The organism is Sphingopyxis sp. (genome assembly GCF_016793825.1).
Classification (GTDB): Bacteria; Pseudomonadota; Alphaproteobacteria; order Sphingomonadales; family Sphingomonadaceae; genus Sphingopyxis.
The window spans coordinates 102,385-119,333 of record NZ_JAEULM010000002.1; the positions used below are offsets into that span (position 1 = coordinate 102,385).

The following is a 16,949-nucleotide window of genomic DNA, read 5'->3' on the forward strand; positions in this document are numbered from 1 at the left end:
TCCGGCGGCGGCGGACCCCCGACGAAATAATCTTGCTATCGGTCGCCCGGCGTGAAACATCTGGATGCGGAGGGGCGCGCTGCCATGGCAGCCATCAGCGGGATTTCTGACAATGCGCCCTTCGACATGGGCAGATCGGCTGATGGGCCTGCTCGTCCGGTTTGTCGGGCTGGTCATCCTGCTCGCGACACTCGTCGCGGCGGCGGCGAGCTTTTTCTATAACGAGGCCGAAGAGGCCGATCAGGCGGCGCGGGTCGCGATGCAGGTCAACATGCGCCTGCGCGATCATGTCGCGGTGCTCGAGGGCGTCCGCGCGCTCTATCAGTCCGATCCGAGTTCCAGCGGACCCGGCATCCGCGCCTATCTCTCGTCGTTGCAGCCGCAGGTACGCACGCCGGGAATGGAAGGCATCGGCATCGCCGCCGCGATTCCCGCCGGCGTGCCGCAGCGAGCCGAGGAGCAGCTGCGCGAGAATTATGGCGAAGAGATCAAGGTCTGGCCCGCAACCGACCAGAAGATCGGCTTTCCCGTCGTGCTGGTCGAGCCCTATACGCCGCGCCGCCATGTTGCGCTGGGGTTCGACATGTACAGCAACCCGACGCGCCGCGCCGCGATGCGCCGGGCCTGGCAAACCGGCCAGCCCGCCGTCAGCGGCGTGGTCGAACTCACGCAGGAACGCCTCGCGCGGCAAAAGCAGCCCGGGTTCCTGATCTATGTCCCCGTCTATGCCCGCCAGCCCGCGTCACCGCTCAGCAACATTGCGACGCGGCCGGGTGCGCGGCCGATCGAAGCCTTTGTCTATGCGCCGTTCCGCAGCCGCGACCTGATGAAGGCCGTGCTGGGCGAGCAGGCGGACGGAATGCGCGGCATCGAAATCCATGCCGGCGCCGGTCCGGCGGCGCCATTGCTCTATCGGCGGGGAACGATCGGGTGGGACGCGCACGAACAGAAAATCCGCGTTGCCGACCGCGAGTGGACAATGCGGATATCCTATGGCCGTTTCCTCGAACGGCTCGGACGCCCGCTGGCCATCCTGCTGTTCGGCCTCGCTCTCGCCGCTCTCGCGACACAGCTCCACCGCGTGCAGCAGCGCCGCGTCGGAGCCGCCCAGGCGCTCGCCGAAGAACAGGCGCGCCATGCCGAGGATCGCGACCTGATGATCGGCGAGATGGCGCACCGCATGAAAAACGCCTTCGCGCGGATCGGCGCGCTCGCGCGGATCACGCTGCGAGAATCGGACAGCCTGCAGGACTTCGAAACCAAGTTCGACGGCCGGATGCGCGCGCTGTCCGACGCCAAGCAGATGCTCGTCACCGGCGCGGTCGACAGCGTCGACCTTGGCCGGATCATTCGCCGCGAGCTGGAGATCGCGGGCTGGTCCGCCGAACGGTTCGGGACGGTCGGCGGGCCGGCCGTGCTGCTCAACGACGAAAGCGCGCAGGCCATCTCGCTCGCTGTCCACGAGTTCGTGACCAACAGCATCAAATATGGCGCGCTGTCGGGCACCGGCGACCTGTCCGTTCAATGGCGGCACGACGCCGGCGATGTGGAGCTTCGCTGGACCGAGACCGGTCTGGCCGAAACACCGCATATCGAGATCGAAAGCTTTGGCACCCAGTTCATCCGCTCGCTGATCGAAAGGCAGCTCAAGGGCAGCTGGCAGCGCACGGGCGTTGACAACGGCCTCACCATCGTCATTCGCTGGCCGGACGATGGCCTCAAGACCTGACGACGGCTGGCAGATCTGGATCGACCGCGGCGGCACCTTCACCGATGTCGTCGCACGGCGACCCGACGGCACGGTCGTCACGACCAAATATCTGAGCGAGGACCCGGCGCGCCCGGGCGACGCGGCGGTCAATGCGATCCGCGACCTGACCGGCGCCGGCGCAGGACCGCTGCCGCCGCTCGCGATTCGCATGGGATCAACGGTCGCGACCAACGCGCTGCTCGAACGCAAGGGCGCGCCGACCCTGCTCGCGATCACCCGCGGCTTTGGCGATGCACTGACCATCGGCTATCAGGATCGCCCCGACCTTTTCGCGCGGGCGCATCATCGCATCGCGCCTCCGCACGCGGCAGTCGCGGAAATCGACGAGCGGCTTGGCCCCGACGGCGAAATTCTCCGTCCGCTCGACGAAGCGGCCGCGCGGACGGCGCTGGAAGCTGCACGCGCACGCGGCCTTGCCAGCATCGCGATCGTGCTGATGCATGGCTATCGCTACCCCGCGCACGAACGGCGGCTGGCCGACATCGCGCGCGACGTCGGCTTTACCCAGATCTCGACGAGCCACGACGTCAGCGCGCTCATCAAGCTTGTCGGGCGCGGCGACACGACGCTGGCCGACGCCTACCTCTCCCCTGTTCTCCACCATTATGTACGCCAGTTCGTCGCGCAGCTCGACGGCGGGATCGATCCGCAGTTCATGAAAAGCTCCGGCGGCCTCGCGTCCGCCGGCGCCTTCCACGGTCGCGACGCGATCCTGTCGGGCCCGGCGGGCGGTATCGTCGGGATGGTCGGCAGCGCCGCACCGCTCGGCAAGGATCGTCTCATCGGCTTCGACATGGGCGGCACATCGACCGACGTCAGCCACTATGCGGGGCGACTCGAACGCGACAATGAAACCATCGTGGCGGGCACCCGCATCCGCGCCCCAATGCTGCGTATCCACACCGTTGCCGCGGGGGGAGGATCGATCTGCCGCTGGGACGGCGCGCGGCTCTCGGTCGGCCCCGAAAGCGCAGGCGCAAACCCCGGCCCCGCAGCCTATGGCCGCGGCGGGCCGCTGACCGTCACCGACTGCAACGTCCTGCTGGGCAAGGTCCAGCCCGGCCACTTCCCCAAACTCTTCGGCCCGAACGGCGACCAGCCGCTCGATCGCGACATCGTCGTGCAAAAATTCGCGGCCATGGCCGAACAGGTCGGCGGGATCAGCGCCGAAGCGCTGGCCGAGGGACTGCTGGAAATTGCGGTTCAGCAGATGGCGAACGCGATCAAGCGGATCACGATCGCGCGCGGACACGACGTGACGCGGGGGTACAGCCTCGTCGGGTTCGGCGGGGCGGCGGGCCAGCATGTCTGCCTCGTCGCCGACGCGCTGGGTATCGACGAGATTCTGCTCCATCCGCTGGCGGGCGTACTCTCGGCCTATGGTATGGGCCTCGCCAGACCCTCGGCTATCCGCGAGCGAACTCTGGCGCTGCCGCTCGATCCCGGCTGCGCCCGCTCCCTTGCCGCGGCCGAGGCCGACCTGACCGACGCGGCCCGCGCGGACCTTGCCAACGGCGCACCGACGTCGCGCGAAACGCTGCTGTTTGTGCGCCTCGCCGACAGCGACAACGCCATCGAACTTCCCCTCACACCGCCTGCCGAGATCGCCAGTGCCTTCGCCGCCGCCTTTCGTCAGCGTTTTGGCTACGCCCCGCACGCCAACCTGGTCGTTGATCGCATCCGCGTCGAACTGACCGAAGCGGGCGGCACCCCCGCGACCCTGCCCCCTCCCGCACCGGACGCGGAGGCGGCGCCCGAAACCGTCACGGCGTGGCTGGCGGGGGCCGCGCACGCGGTCCCGCTGCACCAGCGTAGCACGCTTGCTCCCGGCCGGGCCATCGGGGGGCCCGCCATCATCATCGACGCGCTCTCGACCACCGTCGTCGAGCCCGGCTGGCAGGCCGAGGTCGAACACGAAGGGACGCTGCGCCTCGTCCGCACCCGCACCGCCGGATCGCAAACAACCGCCCGCGACGATCTTACCCGCCCCGATCCCGTCCGGCTCGAGATATTCAACAGCCTGTTCATGGCGATTGCCGAGGAAATGGGCGGCGCGCTTCAGCATAGCGCGTCGTCGATCAATATCCGCGAGCGGCTCGATTTTTCCTGCGCGATCTTCGATGGCGACGGCCGCCTCGTCGCCAACGCCCCGCATATGCCGGTGCATCTCGGCTCGATGGGAGAAAGCGTCCGCACGATCCTGCGACAGCGAACCGGCGACGGACGCGGTATCCGGCGCGGCGACGCCTACGCCCTCAACGCGCCCTATGACGGCGGCACGCACCTTCCCGACATCACCGTCATCATGCCGGTGTTCGTTGCGGGGGAGATGCCCGCCTTCTTCGTCGCGGCGCGCGGCCACCACGCGGACCTCGGCGGCATCGCGCCGGGATCGATGCCGCCCGGCAGCCGCAGCATAGACGAGGAGGGTATTCTCTTCGACAATATGCTGATCGTCGACGACGGCGCATTTCGGGACGAGGCGGTACTCGCACATCTCGTCGCCGGCGCCTTTCCGGCGCGCAATCCCGCGCTCAACATCGCGGACCTCAAGGCGCAGGTCGCCGCATGCCAGCGCGGCGCCACCGCGCTGGCGGAGCTTTCGGCAGCACACGGCGTCCGAACCGTCGCGGCCTATATGGCGCATGGCCAGCGCCAGGCCGAAACCGCGGTGCGCCAACTCGTCGCGCGCCTCGACGACGGCGCTTTTCGCTATGCGATGGACAATGGCGCCGAGGTGGTGGTCGCGGTCAGGGTCGATCGCGAAGCCCGCCACGTCACCATCGACTTTACCGGCTCGTCGCCCACGCTCCCCGACAATTTCAACGCCCCGATGCCGGTCGTTCGCGCCGCCGTCCTCTACGTCCTGCGGACCATGCTCGACGACCCGATTCCGATGAACGAGGGCTGCCTTGCTCCGGTCACCCTGATCGTTCCCGCCGATTCCATGCTGTCGCCGCGCTATCCCGCGGCGGTGGTCGCCGGCAATGTCGAAACCAGCCAGGTGATCACCGACGCGCTGTTCGCGGCCTTCGGTGCGATGGCGGGCGCGCAGGGGACGATGAACAACTTCACCTTCGGAAACGATACCTACCAATATTATGAAACGATCGCAGGCGGGTCGGGCGCCGGCCCCGGTTTCGCCGGCACCGACGTGATCCAGACGCATATGACCAACAGCCGCATGACCGATCCAGAGGTGATGGAGACGCGCTTCCCGGTGATCGTCGAAGACTTCGCGATCCGCCATGGTTCGGGCGGGCGGGGTCGCTGGCATGGCGGCGACGGCGCAACCCGCCGGATCCGCTTCCGCGAGCCGATGGCCGCGAACATCCTTGCGAACCGTCGCAAGATCGCGCCTGCGGGCCTCGCGGGCGGCGAAGACGCCGCGCCCGGCCGCAACTGGATCGAGCGGGCCGACGGGTCGATCGAAAATCTCGCCGCGACGGGCAGCGCCAACCTCGAGGCGGGCGACGCCTTCGTGATCGAAACGCCGGGCGGCGGGGGCTATGGGGAGGCGGGGGACTGACGCGATGCGGGATCAGAAAGAAAATCGGTTCGCCTTGTCGTGCGATCCCTTGTCGCCACTCCCCGCTCTGGCGCGCTGCTGATGCTCGTCCTGATCGGCATCGCCATCATCATTGCGGGCTTCCTGCTCCGTTTCAATCCATTGCTCGTGATCATGGCCTCGGCCCTCGCGACCGGACTTGCCGCCGGGCTCGACGTGCAGGCGATCGTCGCCGCCTTCGGCAAGGCGTTCAATGACACCCGTTATGTGTCGATCATCTGGATCGTCCTCCCCGTCATCGGCCTGCTCGAAGCTTATGGGCTGCAACAGCACGCGCGCAGGCTGATCGACCGCATGAAGGGCGCGACGCTCGGCCGGCTGCTCACCTCGTATCTCCTGCTTCGCCAGGTGATGTCGGCGGTCGGCCTCACGTCGGTCGCTGGCCATGCCCAGACCGTCCGGCCGCTCGTCGCCCCGATGGCCGAAGCCGCCGCCGAGGCGAAAAACGATGCGCTCACCGACGACCAGCGCGAAGAGGTCAAGGCCTTCGCCGCTGCCACCGACAATGTGGGCCTTTTCTTTGGCGAGGATATTTTCCTCGCGATCGGGTCGATCCTGCTGATGAAGGGTCTTCTCGAAGGCTATGGCTATGTGATCGAACCCCTTCACTTCTCGATGTGGGCGATCCCGACAGCCATCGCTGCCTTCCTGATCCACGGCTTTCGCCTGCGCCGGCTTGAGAGGCGGATGACCGGGAAGGAGGCCAGCGCATGATCACGCTGACCTTTGTCTATATCCTGGCGGGGCTGACCTTCGCATTGTTCGCGGGGCTGGGCTTCATGGACCGGAGCAATCCCAAACGCTTCGGCAACGCCGCCTTCTGGGGCCTGCTCGCGCTGTCGATGCTCGCGGGCGATTATCTGGGCGACTTCGGCAACGGCCTGCTCGTCCTCGCGCTGGTCGCCATCGCCGGCGCCGGCCAGATCGGCCGGGCGCCGGGGGGTGAAGTCCCGGCCGAGGTGCAGGCCGAACGCGCCGTACGGTATGGCAATTTCCTGCTGCTCGTCGCGCTGATCATCCCGGCAGTCGCGCTTGCGGGCACCTTTCTGTTCAAATGGGTTCCCGGTCTCGCCGATCCGAACCAGGCGACGCTCATCTCGCTCGCACTCGGCGTTCTGGCCGCGCTTGCGGTGGGGATGGCCCGGCTTCGATCGCCGCTCATGCTTCCGGCGCAACAGGGGCGCCGGCTGCTTGACGCCGTCGGGTGGGCCGCAGTCTTGCCGCAGATGCTCGCAAGTCTCGGTGCGGTCTTCGCACTTGCGGGGGTTGGAGAGGTGGTCGGCGGGCTCATCGGCACGGCGATTCCGCAGGGCAGCCTGTTCGGCGCGGTGCTGGCATTCGGGCTTGGCATGGCGCTTTTTACCATGGTGATGGGCAATGCGTTCGCGGCCTTTCCGGTAATGATGGCGGCGGTCGGACTGCCGTTGCTCATCAAGCACTATCACGGCGATCCGGCGGTGGTCGCCGCGATCGGGATGCTCGCAGGCTTTTGCGGGACGCTGATGACCCCGATGGCGGCGAACTTCAATCTTGTCCCCGCCGCGCTGCTCGAACTCAAGAGTCCTTACGGCGTGATCAGGGCGCAGATCGGCACGGCGGTGCCGTTGCTGGCCGTGAACATCGTCTTCATCTGGCTGTTCGCTTTCTAAATTCTTCCCGTCGCCAGGCGATGGGAAGGGCTCAACTGCAACAAGAGACGCTCGTCATGCTCCACCTCACGCCAGACCACGCAACGCGCTTCGCGGCCGCGACCCTGTCGCATCTCGGGCGCGAATATCCCTACAAGATGGATCTCGTCCTGAACGGCCCGGAAGACGCCAAACCGCCGCGCGCGCATCACCCGATCTTTCATGGCAGCTTCGACTGGCATAGCTGCGTCCATGGCTGGTGGCAGATCCTGCGCATCGCTCGCCGTTTCCCCGACCTTCCCGTCGTCGCCGACATTCACGCGCGCGCCGACGAAATGCTGGTGCCCGAAAAGGTCGCGGGCGAACTCGCCTATCTCGAACGCCCTTATGCGGCGGGCTTCGAGCGCCCCTATGGCTGGGCGTGGCTCCTCGCGCTCCACGCCGAGGCGGCGCGCCACGATGCCCGCTGGGCGACCGCGCTCGAACCGCTTGCGGCCGCCTTTGCCGCGCGCTTTCATGCCTTCCTGCCAAAGCTGACCTACCCGCTGCGTGTCGGCACCCATTTCAACATCAGCTTCGCGCTGATCCTCGCGCGCCGCTGGGCCGAAGCGCGCGATCCCGATCTCGCCGCGCTGATCGATGCCCGCGCCCGCGACTGGTTCGGGCAGGACCGCGACTGCCAGGCATGGGAACCCGGCGGCGACGAATTCCTGTCCTCGGCGCTCACCGAAGCCCATCTGATGGCAATCGTGCTGGGCGGCGATTTCGCGGGCTGGTTCGATGCCTTCCTGCCGCTCGCCGCGCGGCAGGCGCCCGCGACGCTGTTTACGCCCGCCACCGTCTCCGATCGCAGCGACGGCAAGATCGCACATCTCGACGGCCTCAATCTCAGCCGCGCCTGGTGCTGGCGCGCGATCGCATCGGCGCTCGGCTCCGAACATCCGGTCAGCCCGGTCGCCACGGCCACCGCGCAGGACCATCTGGACGCCGCGCTCCCGCATGTCACCGGGGACTATATGGGCGAGCACTGGCTCGCGAGCTTCGCCCTGCTGGCGCTCGACGGCCTTTAGGCCGTCGTTTCGAACCGCGACCGGCCTCGCCGATTGACAAGCTCCGCCTGCGCGGCGACAGACGGCGCAAGGGGAGAGAGGCCGGAATGAAGACGTTGCGCCCGACATCGTTCGACGTCGCCGAGCGCGCCGGCGTATCGCAATCGACCGTGTCGCGGGCCTTGCGCGGCAGTCCCGGCGTCAACGCCGAAACGCGGGCCCGCGTTTCGGCCGCCGCGCGCGAAATGGGTTATGTCGTCGACCGCCATGCCTCGTCGCTCCGCCTCAAGAGCAGCGAGACGATCGCGCTCGTTACCGTCTGCCGTCCCGGCGAGGATCGCAGCGCGATCAACCCTTTCTATTTCGCGTTGCTTGGCAGCATCGCGGCTGCGACCTCGGCGCGCGGCTTCAACCTGCTGGTGTCCTTTCAGGAGAGCTCCGACAATTTCCGCGCCGATTTCGTGGCGTCGGGCCTCGCCGACGCGATGATCGTTATCGGGACGACCAGCAACCGCGCCGCGTGGGAATATTTCGCGCAGGCACAGCGTTCGGGCCTCGACTTCGTCTGCTGGGGCAGCCCCGGCGACCCTTTTCACTGGATGCGCAGCGACAATGGCACTGGCGGCGCTCTCGCCGCGGATCATTTCGTCGCGTCGGGACGCCGCCGCATCGCCTTCATCGGCCCGCAGCGTTCGCCCCAGCGCCAGTTTGACGAACGGCGTGAAGGCTTCACCGACGCGCTCGCAAAGCACGGCATGGCGCCGATCATCGTCGAACCGCCCGCCGCGACCGACCGCCATGCCCAGGGGGTCGCCGCGGTGGCCGAACTGCTGGCTGCGCATCCCGATACCGACGCGATCTTCGCGGCGAGCGACATGCTCGCGCTGGGTGTGCTGCAGGGGCTGAAGGATGCGGGGCGCCGCGTGCCGGAGGATGTCGCGCTGATCGGCTTCGACGGCATCCGCGCGGGAACGCTCGCCGACCCGGCGCTCACCTCGGTCGAACCCGATCTCGACGCGGCGGGCGAAGCGCTGGTCGCGATGGCGCTCGAAGACGATGCCTTCACGCGCAGCGGAACCCGCATCCCGGTCTATCTCGCGACACGCGGCACCGCCTGAACTCCACCCTGCCCGCCGCTTGCTGCAGGATAATCGCGTCCGGCCGACTTCGCCTTGTCGCATTCGTCACCGTGACTTAACTTACCCCCAAGTAACAACTCGTTATCCATGGCAGGCTACCCAAGGGGTTGGGGGAGAGAGGTAGGGAGTCTTTGTCGGGACAGCTTTTCATCTCGCTGCTCAATCCGGGCATCGGCCTGCTTTTTGCCACCGCCTTCTTTCTGATGTGGCTCCAGCGCCGCGAGCGCTACATCGCCTTCGCCGCCGGCGCTTATCTCGCCACGGCTGCGGCGTTCCTGATCCTCGACGTCGCGCCCGTTCTGCCGATGGAACTGCAACGCCTGCCCGCGAACATGGGGTTCCTTGCGACCGGCATGCTGTTCGCCGCCGCGATCATCGATCGTTACGGCTTGCCTGTCCCCTGGCGCGCGATGAGCGTGGTCGCCGCAATATCGCTCGCCATATTCGCCTGGTTCCTGCTGGTCGATCCCAGCATCCCGGCGCGCATCTATGCGATCAGCATCGGCGCGGGAGCCATCGCGCTGATGATCGTCCAGGCGCTCGGGCCTGTTGCCAAGCCCTATCTGATCGACAAGGTCCTGTTCGGCGTCGCCGCGCTGTCGGCCGCGAACCTGATAATCCGTCCCATCGTTATCCTGACCTTCAGCGGCGGGTTCGACGACTATGTCGGTTTCCAGCAGTCGATCTACTGGACCACGGTGCAGTTCAGCCAGGCGATGGTGTCGATCATCGCGGCGATCAGCCTGATGGTCGCGGTGGCGATCGACATGATCGGCGAACTGCGGCGCGAGGCCGATGACGACCAGCTTTCGGGTCTTCTCAACCGTCGCGGGTTCGAAGCGACGGCGGGCTCGGCGCTACGCCGGTGCCTCGATGGCGGCCGTCCTGCCGCGCTGCTGATCGCCGATCTCGACCATTTCAAACGGATCAACGACACGCACGGCCACGCGGTGGGGGACATGATCATCGCCAGCTTTGGCGCGCATGTCCGCAGCATCGCACCGGCGGAAGTCGTCGCGGGTCGTATCGGCGGCGAAGAATTCGCCATCCTGTTCCCCGGCGCGGGTATCGAGGCCGGGCGACAGCTTGCCGAGGCGGTGCGCATGGGATTCCAAGCCGCCTGTGCCGGCCGGATACCGGCTGGACTCCACCCGACGGTCAGCATCGGCCTGGCCGCCGGAATCCCCGGCGAGGGCCTTTCGCGCCTGATGCACGATGCCGACCAGGCCCTGTATGAAGCGAAACGCGCGGGCCGCGACCGCGTGCGAACCTTCACCCCGAAAGTCGTGTCCCCGGCAGCAGCAGCAAGCTAGAGCCGGCGCTTCAGGCCGTCCGGCACCAGTCCGCGAGGACGCGCTCGGTCAGCGCGTTGCAATCGGCACCGGCAAACGGAAAGCTGCCGGTCAGCGCCGATTTCAGTTCGGGCGCCAGCAGTTCCTGCAACCGCCGCCGCGCACGCAGGCAGCGCGTCTTCACCGTCGCCGGCGAGATATCCAGCAAAGCGGCCGTTTCCTCGACCGACATCCCTTCGATCTCGCGCAGGACGAAGGTCGTGCGGAACTCCGTCGGGAGCTGCTCGATCGCGGCCTCCATCGTCTCGCGTATCTGGGTTCTGGCCATTTCGGCGTCGGGCTTCCCGCCCTGCATCGATCCGCGCATCAAACGATCCCGATATTCGTTAAGGTCGATAACCGACGTCGCGTCGAGCCGCTTTCGCCGCCGCTCCGCCGACCGCGCGCGCCCCAGCGCCTCGTTGATCGCGATGCGGGTCAGCCAGGTCGACAGCGACGACCGCCCCGCGAAGCTGTCGATCGCCTCGAAGCCGCGCATATAGGTCGTCTGCACGACATCCTCGGCCTCTTCGCGTTCCTTGAGCACGCTCCACGCGACGCGGAACAATCGCTGGTTGTTGCGTTCGGTCACGATCCGCACCGCGTCGCGATCGCGCACCGCGATCAGTTCCGCGAGTTCGACGTCGGAAAGTCCCGACAGGTCGCGCCAAGTTTGTGCCGTCATCCTTCTCCCCCCCCATCGCTGCCGCGACGCGGCAAGGAACTCAGCAATTCGCGGCGCAGAGCTTCGTTCTCGCCGAATTCGCCGAGCCAGCATTTGGTGACGAGCGACACGCCATGCTGCCGGACGCCGCGCGTCGACATGCACCCGTGCGCCGCCTCGATGACGACGGCGACGCCGCGCGGCTGCAACGCATCGTCGAGCGCCTGGGCGATCTGGCGCGTCAGCCGTTCCTGCAACTGCAGGCGGCGCGCATAGACATCGACCAGCCGCGACAGTTTCGAAATGCCGACCACCCGGTCGCGGGGGCGATAGGCAACATGCGCCACGCCGGTGATCGGCGCAAGATGATGCTCGCACGTCGACACCAGCGGGATCGATCGCAGCAGGATGGTTTCGTCATACCCTTCGGCCTCGCCGAAGGTTCGGCTGAGCAGATGCCCGGGGTCGATCGCATAGCCGGCGAACCATTCGCGATACGCCCGCGCGACCCGTGCCGGCGTGTCGAGAAGCCCCTCGCGCGCCGGATCGTCGCCGGCCGCCGCGATCAGCGTGCGGACCGCCGCCTCGACCTCAGCCTGGCCGGGACGCGACAAGGCGCGCGCGGGAACATCGTCCACCTCGATCGCGGCCGGTTCGGAGTCCAGGTCATACATATCCATTCGCATCTCCAGCGTTGTGATGCCCATTGGATGCCAGAGCGCGCCGCAGGTTCCCGGGAACCTTTTTCACGCCGTGTCATCCAATGGCCGCATTCGCAAAAAAGGAGACACAAGATGCTGAAGACCTTCCTCTGGATCGGCGCTGCGGCGTCGCTGACCATCAGCGGCGCGGCGATGTCGCAGGACGCGGCGAAGCCGAACGACGCCCAGATCGCACACATCGCCTACACCGCCGGCCAGATCGACGTCGATGCCGGCAAGCAGGCGCTCGCCAAGTCGCACAACCCGGCCGTTCGCGCGTTCGCCGAAGAAATGGTGCGCGACCACGCCGCCGTGAACGACAAGGCGCTGGCCCTCGTCACCAAGCTTGGCGTCACGCCGGAAGCGAATGCCACCAGCACCGCCCTGTCGGCGCAGGCCGCCCAGAAGCATGCCGAACTCGACAAGCTCGACGGCGCCGCCTTCGACCGCGCCTATGTCGCGAACGAAGTCGCCTATCACAACACCGTCAACGGTGCGCTGCGCGGTCTGCTGATCCCGTCGGCAAACAATGGCGAACTGAAGTCGCTGCTGGAAACCGGACTCGTCCTGTTCAGCGAGCATCAGAAGCACGCTGAGCATCTGGCCGCGAGCGTCAAGTGACGCGCGCGCTTCTTTGCGCGCTCGTGATGGTTGCCGCGCCGCTGATCGGCGGCGCGGCTCCCGCTCCAAAAGCCTATACGGTCGTCGTCGACAAGATGAAGTTCGGCGCGGTGCCGGCCGGCGCGCGCGTTGGTGACACGATCGTGTGGGTCAACAAGGACATGTTCCGTCACACGGCGACCGCCCGCGACGGCAGCTTCAATGTCGATTTGCCAGTCGGGAAAAGCGCGAAAACCGTACTGAAGAAACCCGGCAGCATCGCCTTTTACTGCATCTTTCATCCGGGAATGACAGGAACGCTGGTCGTCCGGCGCTGAATTCCGGGATTCACAGTTTGTCCGGTGGGCACGGGACGTCCACCCCCCTCGGCCGAGTGACCCTTGGTCCTCCGTGCCCACCGGGCAATCCTGCGCCCCCGCCTCCACGGCTCACTCGCTCCGCCCCCTGCCGCGGCGGGCGGGCGAAATTTCCTGCACCACGACGGCGCGAGCCCGGCCGCACGACGGCGCTGGGCGCGAAGCCATGCGCGCGCCCGCGCGTCATTCGCGCGAGCAAGCCAAGGACTGTCCGCGCCTGCTCAGTCCTCGCCAACGGCATGAAAATGGCTCAATTCAGGACAGTTCGGCCTCGATCGGGAGTCATTCCGGGTAACATTCTCCCTAATTTTTGTTAAGAGGGCGCGACCGCATTCGATTCGCGGACAGCATTTTGAGGGGGTACGATATGCGTCTGATTTCCGCTTTGGCGGCTTGCGCCGCGATCGCAGTCGCCGCTCCGGCGTCTGCCGCAGAAGTTTTCTTCGACGGTTTCGAAGCCGACACGCCGGGCATCGGTTTGTCGAGCCTGACCAATTGGTTGATCACCTCGGGCGGCAATCCGACAGGCGGCACGGTCGACATCGTCGCCGCGTCCAATCCGTATGGCATCAATGTCACCAACCCGGCATCGGGCAACGTCCTGGACCTCGACGGTACCCCCGGACCGGCGGCGATCTATTCGAAGCAGCTGTTCAATTTCAACGCCGGCGATCTGGTAACTTTTTCTTACGACGTGAGCGGAAGCCAGCGGTCGCAGGACTCAGATCCCTTCTACGCCGGACTGTTCGTCGATCCGGCGCTGGTCGGTCTCTTCTCCGGCACCGGCCTGACCGCGTCGCCGTTGCTCTATTCCAACCAGCTTACCAGCGTTACGTCGCTCAGCGGCCTTGGTACGCCGTTCACCTCGTCTTCGATCAGCTTCCGGGCGCTTGGATCGGGCAGCCTGCAGCTCGCATTCTACACGACCAGCGGCGACAATGTCGGCCCGCTTCTCGACAACGTCCGGCTTGATGTCGCGCCCGTGCCCGAACCCGGCACCTGGGCCCTGATGCTGCTGGGCTTTGCGGTCGTGGGCGGTGCGATGCGGTCGCGGCGCAAGCCGCACCTTAGCGTTCGCTACACCTGATCTGGCGACCAGAATTCAAAAAAGCCGCCGGCCGCAAGGCTGGCGGCTTTTTTTGTTGGGGAAACCGCGTGACGCAGCGGGCCGGACCCGCGTCTCCTCACCGCCATCGGTGAATGGAAAGGGGCGAAGCTTCACACCTTTGCGAAGGTTGCGCCCCCTCCCCCTTGCATTTCCTCGCCCTCGGCGTAAGGCGGCGCCAACATAAACCTGCGCGTGCGACTCCGCTTGTCCCGCTCTCCCGAACGGGCATCGGGCCGTCTTTCCCCGCCGCGCCAACATGGGGACTGCAATCCTATGACGACCACGGGCAACGACACGCTGGGTACCCGTTCGACGCTGAGCGTCGGCGGCAAGAATTACGCTTATTATTCGCTCGACAAGGCCGCGACGAAGCTCGGCGACGTGTCGCGCCTGCCCTTCTCCATGAAAGTGCTGCTCGAAAACCTGCTGCGCTTCGAGGATGGCGGCTTCACCGTCTCGACCGACGATGTGCAAGCGCTGGTCGACTGGCAGAAGGATCCGCATTCGAACCGCGAGATCCAGTATCGCCCCGCGCGCGTGCTGCTCCAGGATTTCACCGGCGTCCCCTGCGTGGTCGACCTCGCCGCGATGCGCGACGCGATCGCCAAGCTCGGCGGCGACACGACCAAGATCAACCCGCTCGTCCCCGTCCACCTCGTCATTGACCACTCGGTGATGGTCGACGAATTCGGCACCCCCAAGGCGTTCGAACAGAATGTCGAGATCGAATATTATCGCAACGGCGAGCGCTACGACTTCCTGAAATGGGGATCGAAAAGCCTGTCGAACTTCAAGGCCGTACCTCCGGGGACCGGCATCTGCCATCAGGTCAACCTCGAACATATCGCGCAAGCGGTGTGGTCGAGCGATGATGCGCACGGCACGACCGTCGCCTATCCCGACACCTGTGTCGGCACCGACAGCCACACGACGATGATCAACGGCCTCGGCGTGCTGGGCTGGGGCGTCGGCGGGATCGAGGCCGAGGCCGCGATGCTCGGTCAGCCCGTGTCGATGCTGATCCCCGAAGTCGTCGGCTTCAAATTCACCGGCAAGCTGAAGGAAGGCGTCACCGCGACCGACCTGGTGCTGACTGCGACGCAGATGCTGCGTGCCAAGGGCGTCGTCGGTCGCTTCGTCGAATATTTCGGCCCCGGCCTTGCCTCGCTCAGCCTCGCCGACCGTGCGACGCTCGCCAATATGGCGCCCGAATATGGCGCGACCTGCGGCTTCTTCGGCATCGACGACAAGACGCTCGATTATATGCGCCTGACCGGCCGTTCGGAAGAGAATATCGCGCTGGTCGAGGCCTATGCGAAGGCACAGGGACTGTGGATCGTCGAAGGCGCGGCGGACCCCGTCTTCACCGACACGCTCGAACTCGACCTGTCGACCGTCGTCCCGTCGCTCGCGGGGCCGAAGCGTCCGCAGGACCGCGTCTCGCTCCCCGAAGTCGACGATGTGTTCAACGCCGACATGGCGAATACTTATAAGAAGGCGCAGACGCGCGTTCCGGTCGAGGGCAAGGACTTCGACATCGGCGACGGCGACGTCACCATCGCCGCGATCACGAGCTGCACCAACACCTCGAACCCCGGCGTCCTGGTCGCGGCGGGCCTCGTCGCGAAAAAGGCCGACGCCTACGGCCTGAAGCCGAAGCCGTGGGTCAAGACTTCGCTCGCGCCGGGCAGCCAGGTCGTAACCGACTATCTGGAAAAGGCAGGGCTTCAGAAGCATCTCGACAATATCGGCTTCAACCTCGTCGGCTATGGTTGCACCACCTGTATCGGCAACTCCGGCCCGCTCGCCGAACCGATCAGCAAGGCGATCAACGAGAATGGCCTCGTCGCCGCGGCGGTGATCTCGGGCAACCGCAATTTCGAAGGCCGTGTGTCGCCCGACGTGCGCGCGAACTTCCTCGCCTCGCCGCCGCTGGTCGTCGCCTATGCGCTGAAGGGCACCGTGATCGAGGATTTCACCACCACGCCGATCGGACAGGCCGAGGACGGCAGCGACGTGTTCCTGAAGGACATCTGGCCGACCAACCAGGAAGTCGCCGAGACAATGGCAGGCGCGGTCGACCGCGACATGTTCGAGGCACGCTACGCCCATGTCTACAAGGGCGACGAACATTGGCAGAAGATCAAGGTCGAAGGCTCGGATACCTATCAATGGCGTGCGGGCTCCACTTACGTGGCCAACCCGCCGTACTTCGAAGGCATGACGATGACCCCGGCTCCCGTCAGCGACATCATCGACGCCAAACCGCTCGCGATCCTCGGCGACAGCATCACCACCGACCATATCTCGCCCGCGGGCTCGATCAAGGCGGACTCGCCGGCCGGCAAATGGCTGATGGAGCATCAGGTCAGCAAGGCCGACTTCAACAGCTATGGCGCCCGTCGCGGCCACCACGACGTCATGATGCGCGGCACCTTCGCGAACATCCGCATCAAGAACGAGATGGTTCCCGGCATCGAGGGCGGCATGTCGCGCTATGGCAGCGAAGTCATGCCGATCTATGACGCCGCGATGCGCCACAAGGCCGACGGCACGCCGCTGGTTGTCGTTGCCGGCAAGGAATATGGCACCGGCTCGTCGCGCGACTGGGCGGCAAAGGGCACCAACCTGCTCGGTGTGCGCGCGGTGATCGTCGAAAGCTTCGAACGCATCCACCGGTCGAACCTCGTCGGCATGGGCGTGCTGCCGCTCCAGTTCCTCGAAGGCCAGACCCGCGAGACGCTGGGCCTGACCGGCGATGACCAGTTCACCATTACCGGCGTCGCGGACCTGAAACCGCGCCAGACGGTCACGGTGAACGTCACCCGCCCCGACGGCTCGACCTTCAGCTTCGACACGCTCTGCCGCATCGATACGGCGAACGAGGTCGAATATTACATGAACGGCGGCATCCTGCACTATGTGCTGCGCAAGCTCGCGGCCTGACGCCGCGCACTGCTGACGTTACGAGCGCCCGCCCCCTCGCCGGGGCGGGCGTTTTCATTCGGAAGGA

13 protein-coding genes are annotated in these 16,949 nt (G+C 66.3%); 11 read left to right on the forward strand and 2 right to left on the reverse strand.

The features are described 5' to 3' along the window. The first annotated feature begins 112 nt into the window (after positions 1 to 112). The 7 genes from JNM03_RS00585 (at position 113) to JNM03_RS00615 (ending at position 10,468) form a co-directional block, all read left to right on the forward strand. On the forward strand, positions 113 to 1,729 hold the full coding sequence (locus JNM03_RS00585) for a CHASE domain-containing protein (RefSeq protein WP_294033595.1): 1,617 nt from the start codon (positions 113 to 115) through the stop codon (positions 1,727 to 1,729). Further along, on the forward strand, positions 1,713 to 5,300 hold the full coding sequence (locus JNM03_RS00590; protein WP_294033597.1) for a hydantoinase B/oxoprolinase family protein: 3,588 nt from the start codon (positions 1,713 to 1,715) through the stop codon (positions 5,298 to 5,300). Before JNM03_RS00585 ends, JNM03_RS00590 begins: the two co-directional genes overlap by 17 nt. 81 nt (positions 5,301 to 5,381) lie before the next feature. Next, positions 5,382 to 6,053: a DUF969 domain-containing protein gene (locus tag JNM03_RS00595; protein ID WP_294033786.1), complete on the forward strand. Its 672-nt coding sequence runs from the start codon at positions 5,382 to 5,384 to the stop codon at positions 6,051 to 6,053. Further along, positions 6,050 to 6,988 (forward strand): DUF979 domain-containing protein, encoded by a 939-nt coding sequence (locus JNM03_RS00600; protein ID WP_294033598.1) that lies wholly within the window; start codon positions 6,050 to 6,052, stop codon positions 6,986 to 6,988. Before JNM03_RS00595 ends, JNM03_RS00600 begins: the two co-directional genes overlap by 4 nt. Positions 6,989 to 7,044: 56 nt before the next feature. Beyond that, the gene (locus JNM03_RS00605) at positions 7,045 to 8,037 is read left to right on the forward strand and encodes a DUF2891 domain-containing protein (protein ID WP_294033788.1); all 993 of its coding nucleotides are present in this window, start codon (positions 7,045 to 7,047) and stop codon (positions 8,035 to 8,037) included. 86 nt (positions 8,038 to 8,123) lie between these two features. Further along, on the forward strand, positions 8,124 to 9,134 hold the full coding sequence (locus JNM03_RS00610; RefSeq protein ID WP_294033600.1) for a LacI family DNA-binding transcriptional regulator: 1,011 nt from the start codon (positions 8,124 to 8,126) through the stop codon (positions 9,132 to 9,134). A gap of 152 nt (positions 9,135 to 9,286) precedes the next feature. Then, positions 9,287 to 10,468, forward strand: coding sequence for a GGDEF domain-containing protein (locus tag JNM03_RS00615; RefSeq protein ID WP_294033602.1), 1,182 nt, complete (start codon positions 9,287 to 9,289; stop codon positions 10,466 to 10,468). A gap of 10 nt (positions 10,469 to 10,478) precedes the next feature. Here JNM03_RS00615 and JNM03_RS00620 read toward each other — a convergent pair whose 3' ends face one another. After that, the gene (locus tag JNM03_RS00620) at positions 10,479 to 11,171 is read right to left on the reverse strand and encodes an RNA polymerase sigma factor (protein ID WP_294033603.1); all 693 of its coding nucleotides are present in this window, start codon (positions 11,169 to 11,171) and stop codon (positions 10,479 to 10,481) included. Continuing rightward, the gene (gene folE, locus JNM03_RS00625; protein WP_294033604.1) at positions 11,168 to 11,830 is read right to left on the reverse strand and encodes a GTP cyclohydrolase I FolE; all 663 of its coding nucleotides are present in this window, start codon (positions 11,828 to 11,830) and stop codon (positions 11,168 to 11,170) included. The genes JNM03_RS00620 and folE overlap by 4 nt, the downstream gene beginning before the upstream one ends. A gap of 114 nt (positions 11,831 to 11,944) precedes the next feature. On the opposite strand from folE, the gene JNM03_RS00630 reads away from it, so the two are divergent. The 4 genes from JNM03_RS00630 to acnA all read left to right on the forward strand — a co-directional run bounded on the left by JNM03_RS00630 (position 11,945) and on the right by acnA (position 16,882). After that, positions 11,945 to 12,472 (forward strand): DUF4142 domain-containing protein, encoded by a 528-nt coding sequence (locus JNM03_RS00630; RefSeq protein ID WP_294033605.1) that lies wholly within the window; start codon positions 11,945 to 11,947, stop codon positions 12,470 to 12,472. Then, on the forward strand, positions 12,469 to 12,789 hold the full coding sequence (locus JNM03_RS00635; RefSeq protein WP_294033607.1) for a cupredoxin domain-containing protein: 321 nt from the start codon (positions 12,469 to 12,471) through the stop codon (positions 12,787 to 12,789). The genes JNM03_RS00630 and JNM03_RS00635 overlap by 4 nt, the downstream gene beginning before the upstream one ends. A 406-nt stretch (positions 12,790 to 13,195) precedes the next feature. Continuing rightward, positions 13,196 to 13,915 carry a PEPxxWA-CTERM sorting domain-containing protein gene (locus JNM03_RS00640; RefSeq protein ID WP_294033609.1) on the forward strand — a complete coding sequence of 240 codons (720 nt, stop codon included), beginning with the start codon at positions 13,196 to 13,198 and terminating at the stop codon, positions 13,913 to 13,915. A gap of 294 nt (positions 13,916 to 14,209) precedes the next feature. After that, positions 14,210 to 16,882 carry an aconitate hydratase AcnA gene (gene acnA, locus JNM03_RS00645; RefSeq protein ID WP_294033610.1) on the forward strand — a complete coding sequence of 891 codons (2,673 nt, stop codon included), beginning with the start codon at positions 14,210 to 14,212 and terminating at the stop codon, positions 16,880 to 16,882. Positions 16,883 to 16,949: the final 67 nt, after the last annotated feature.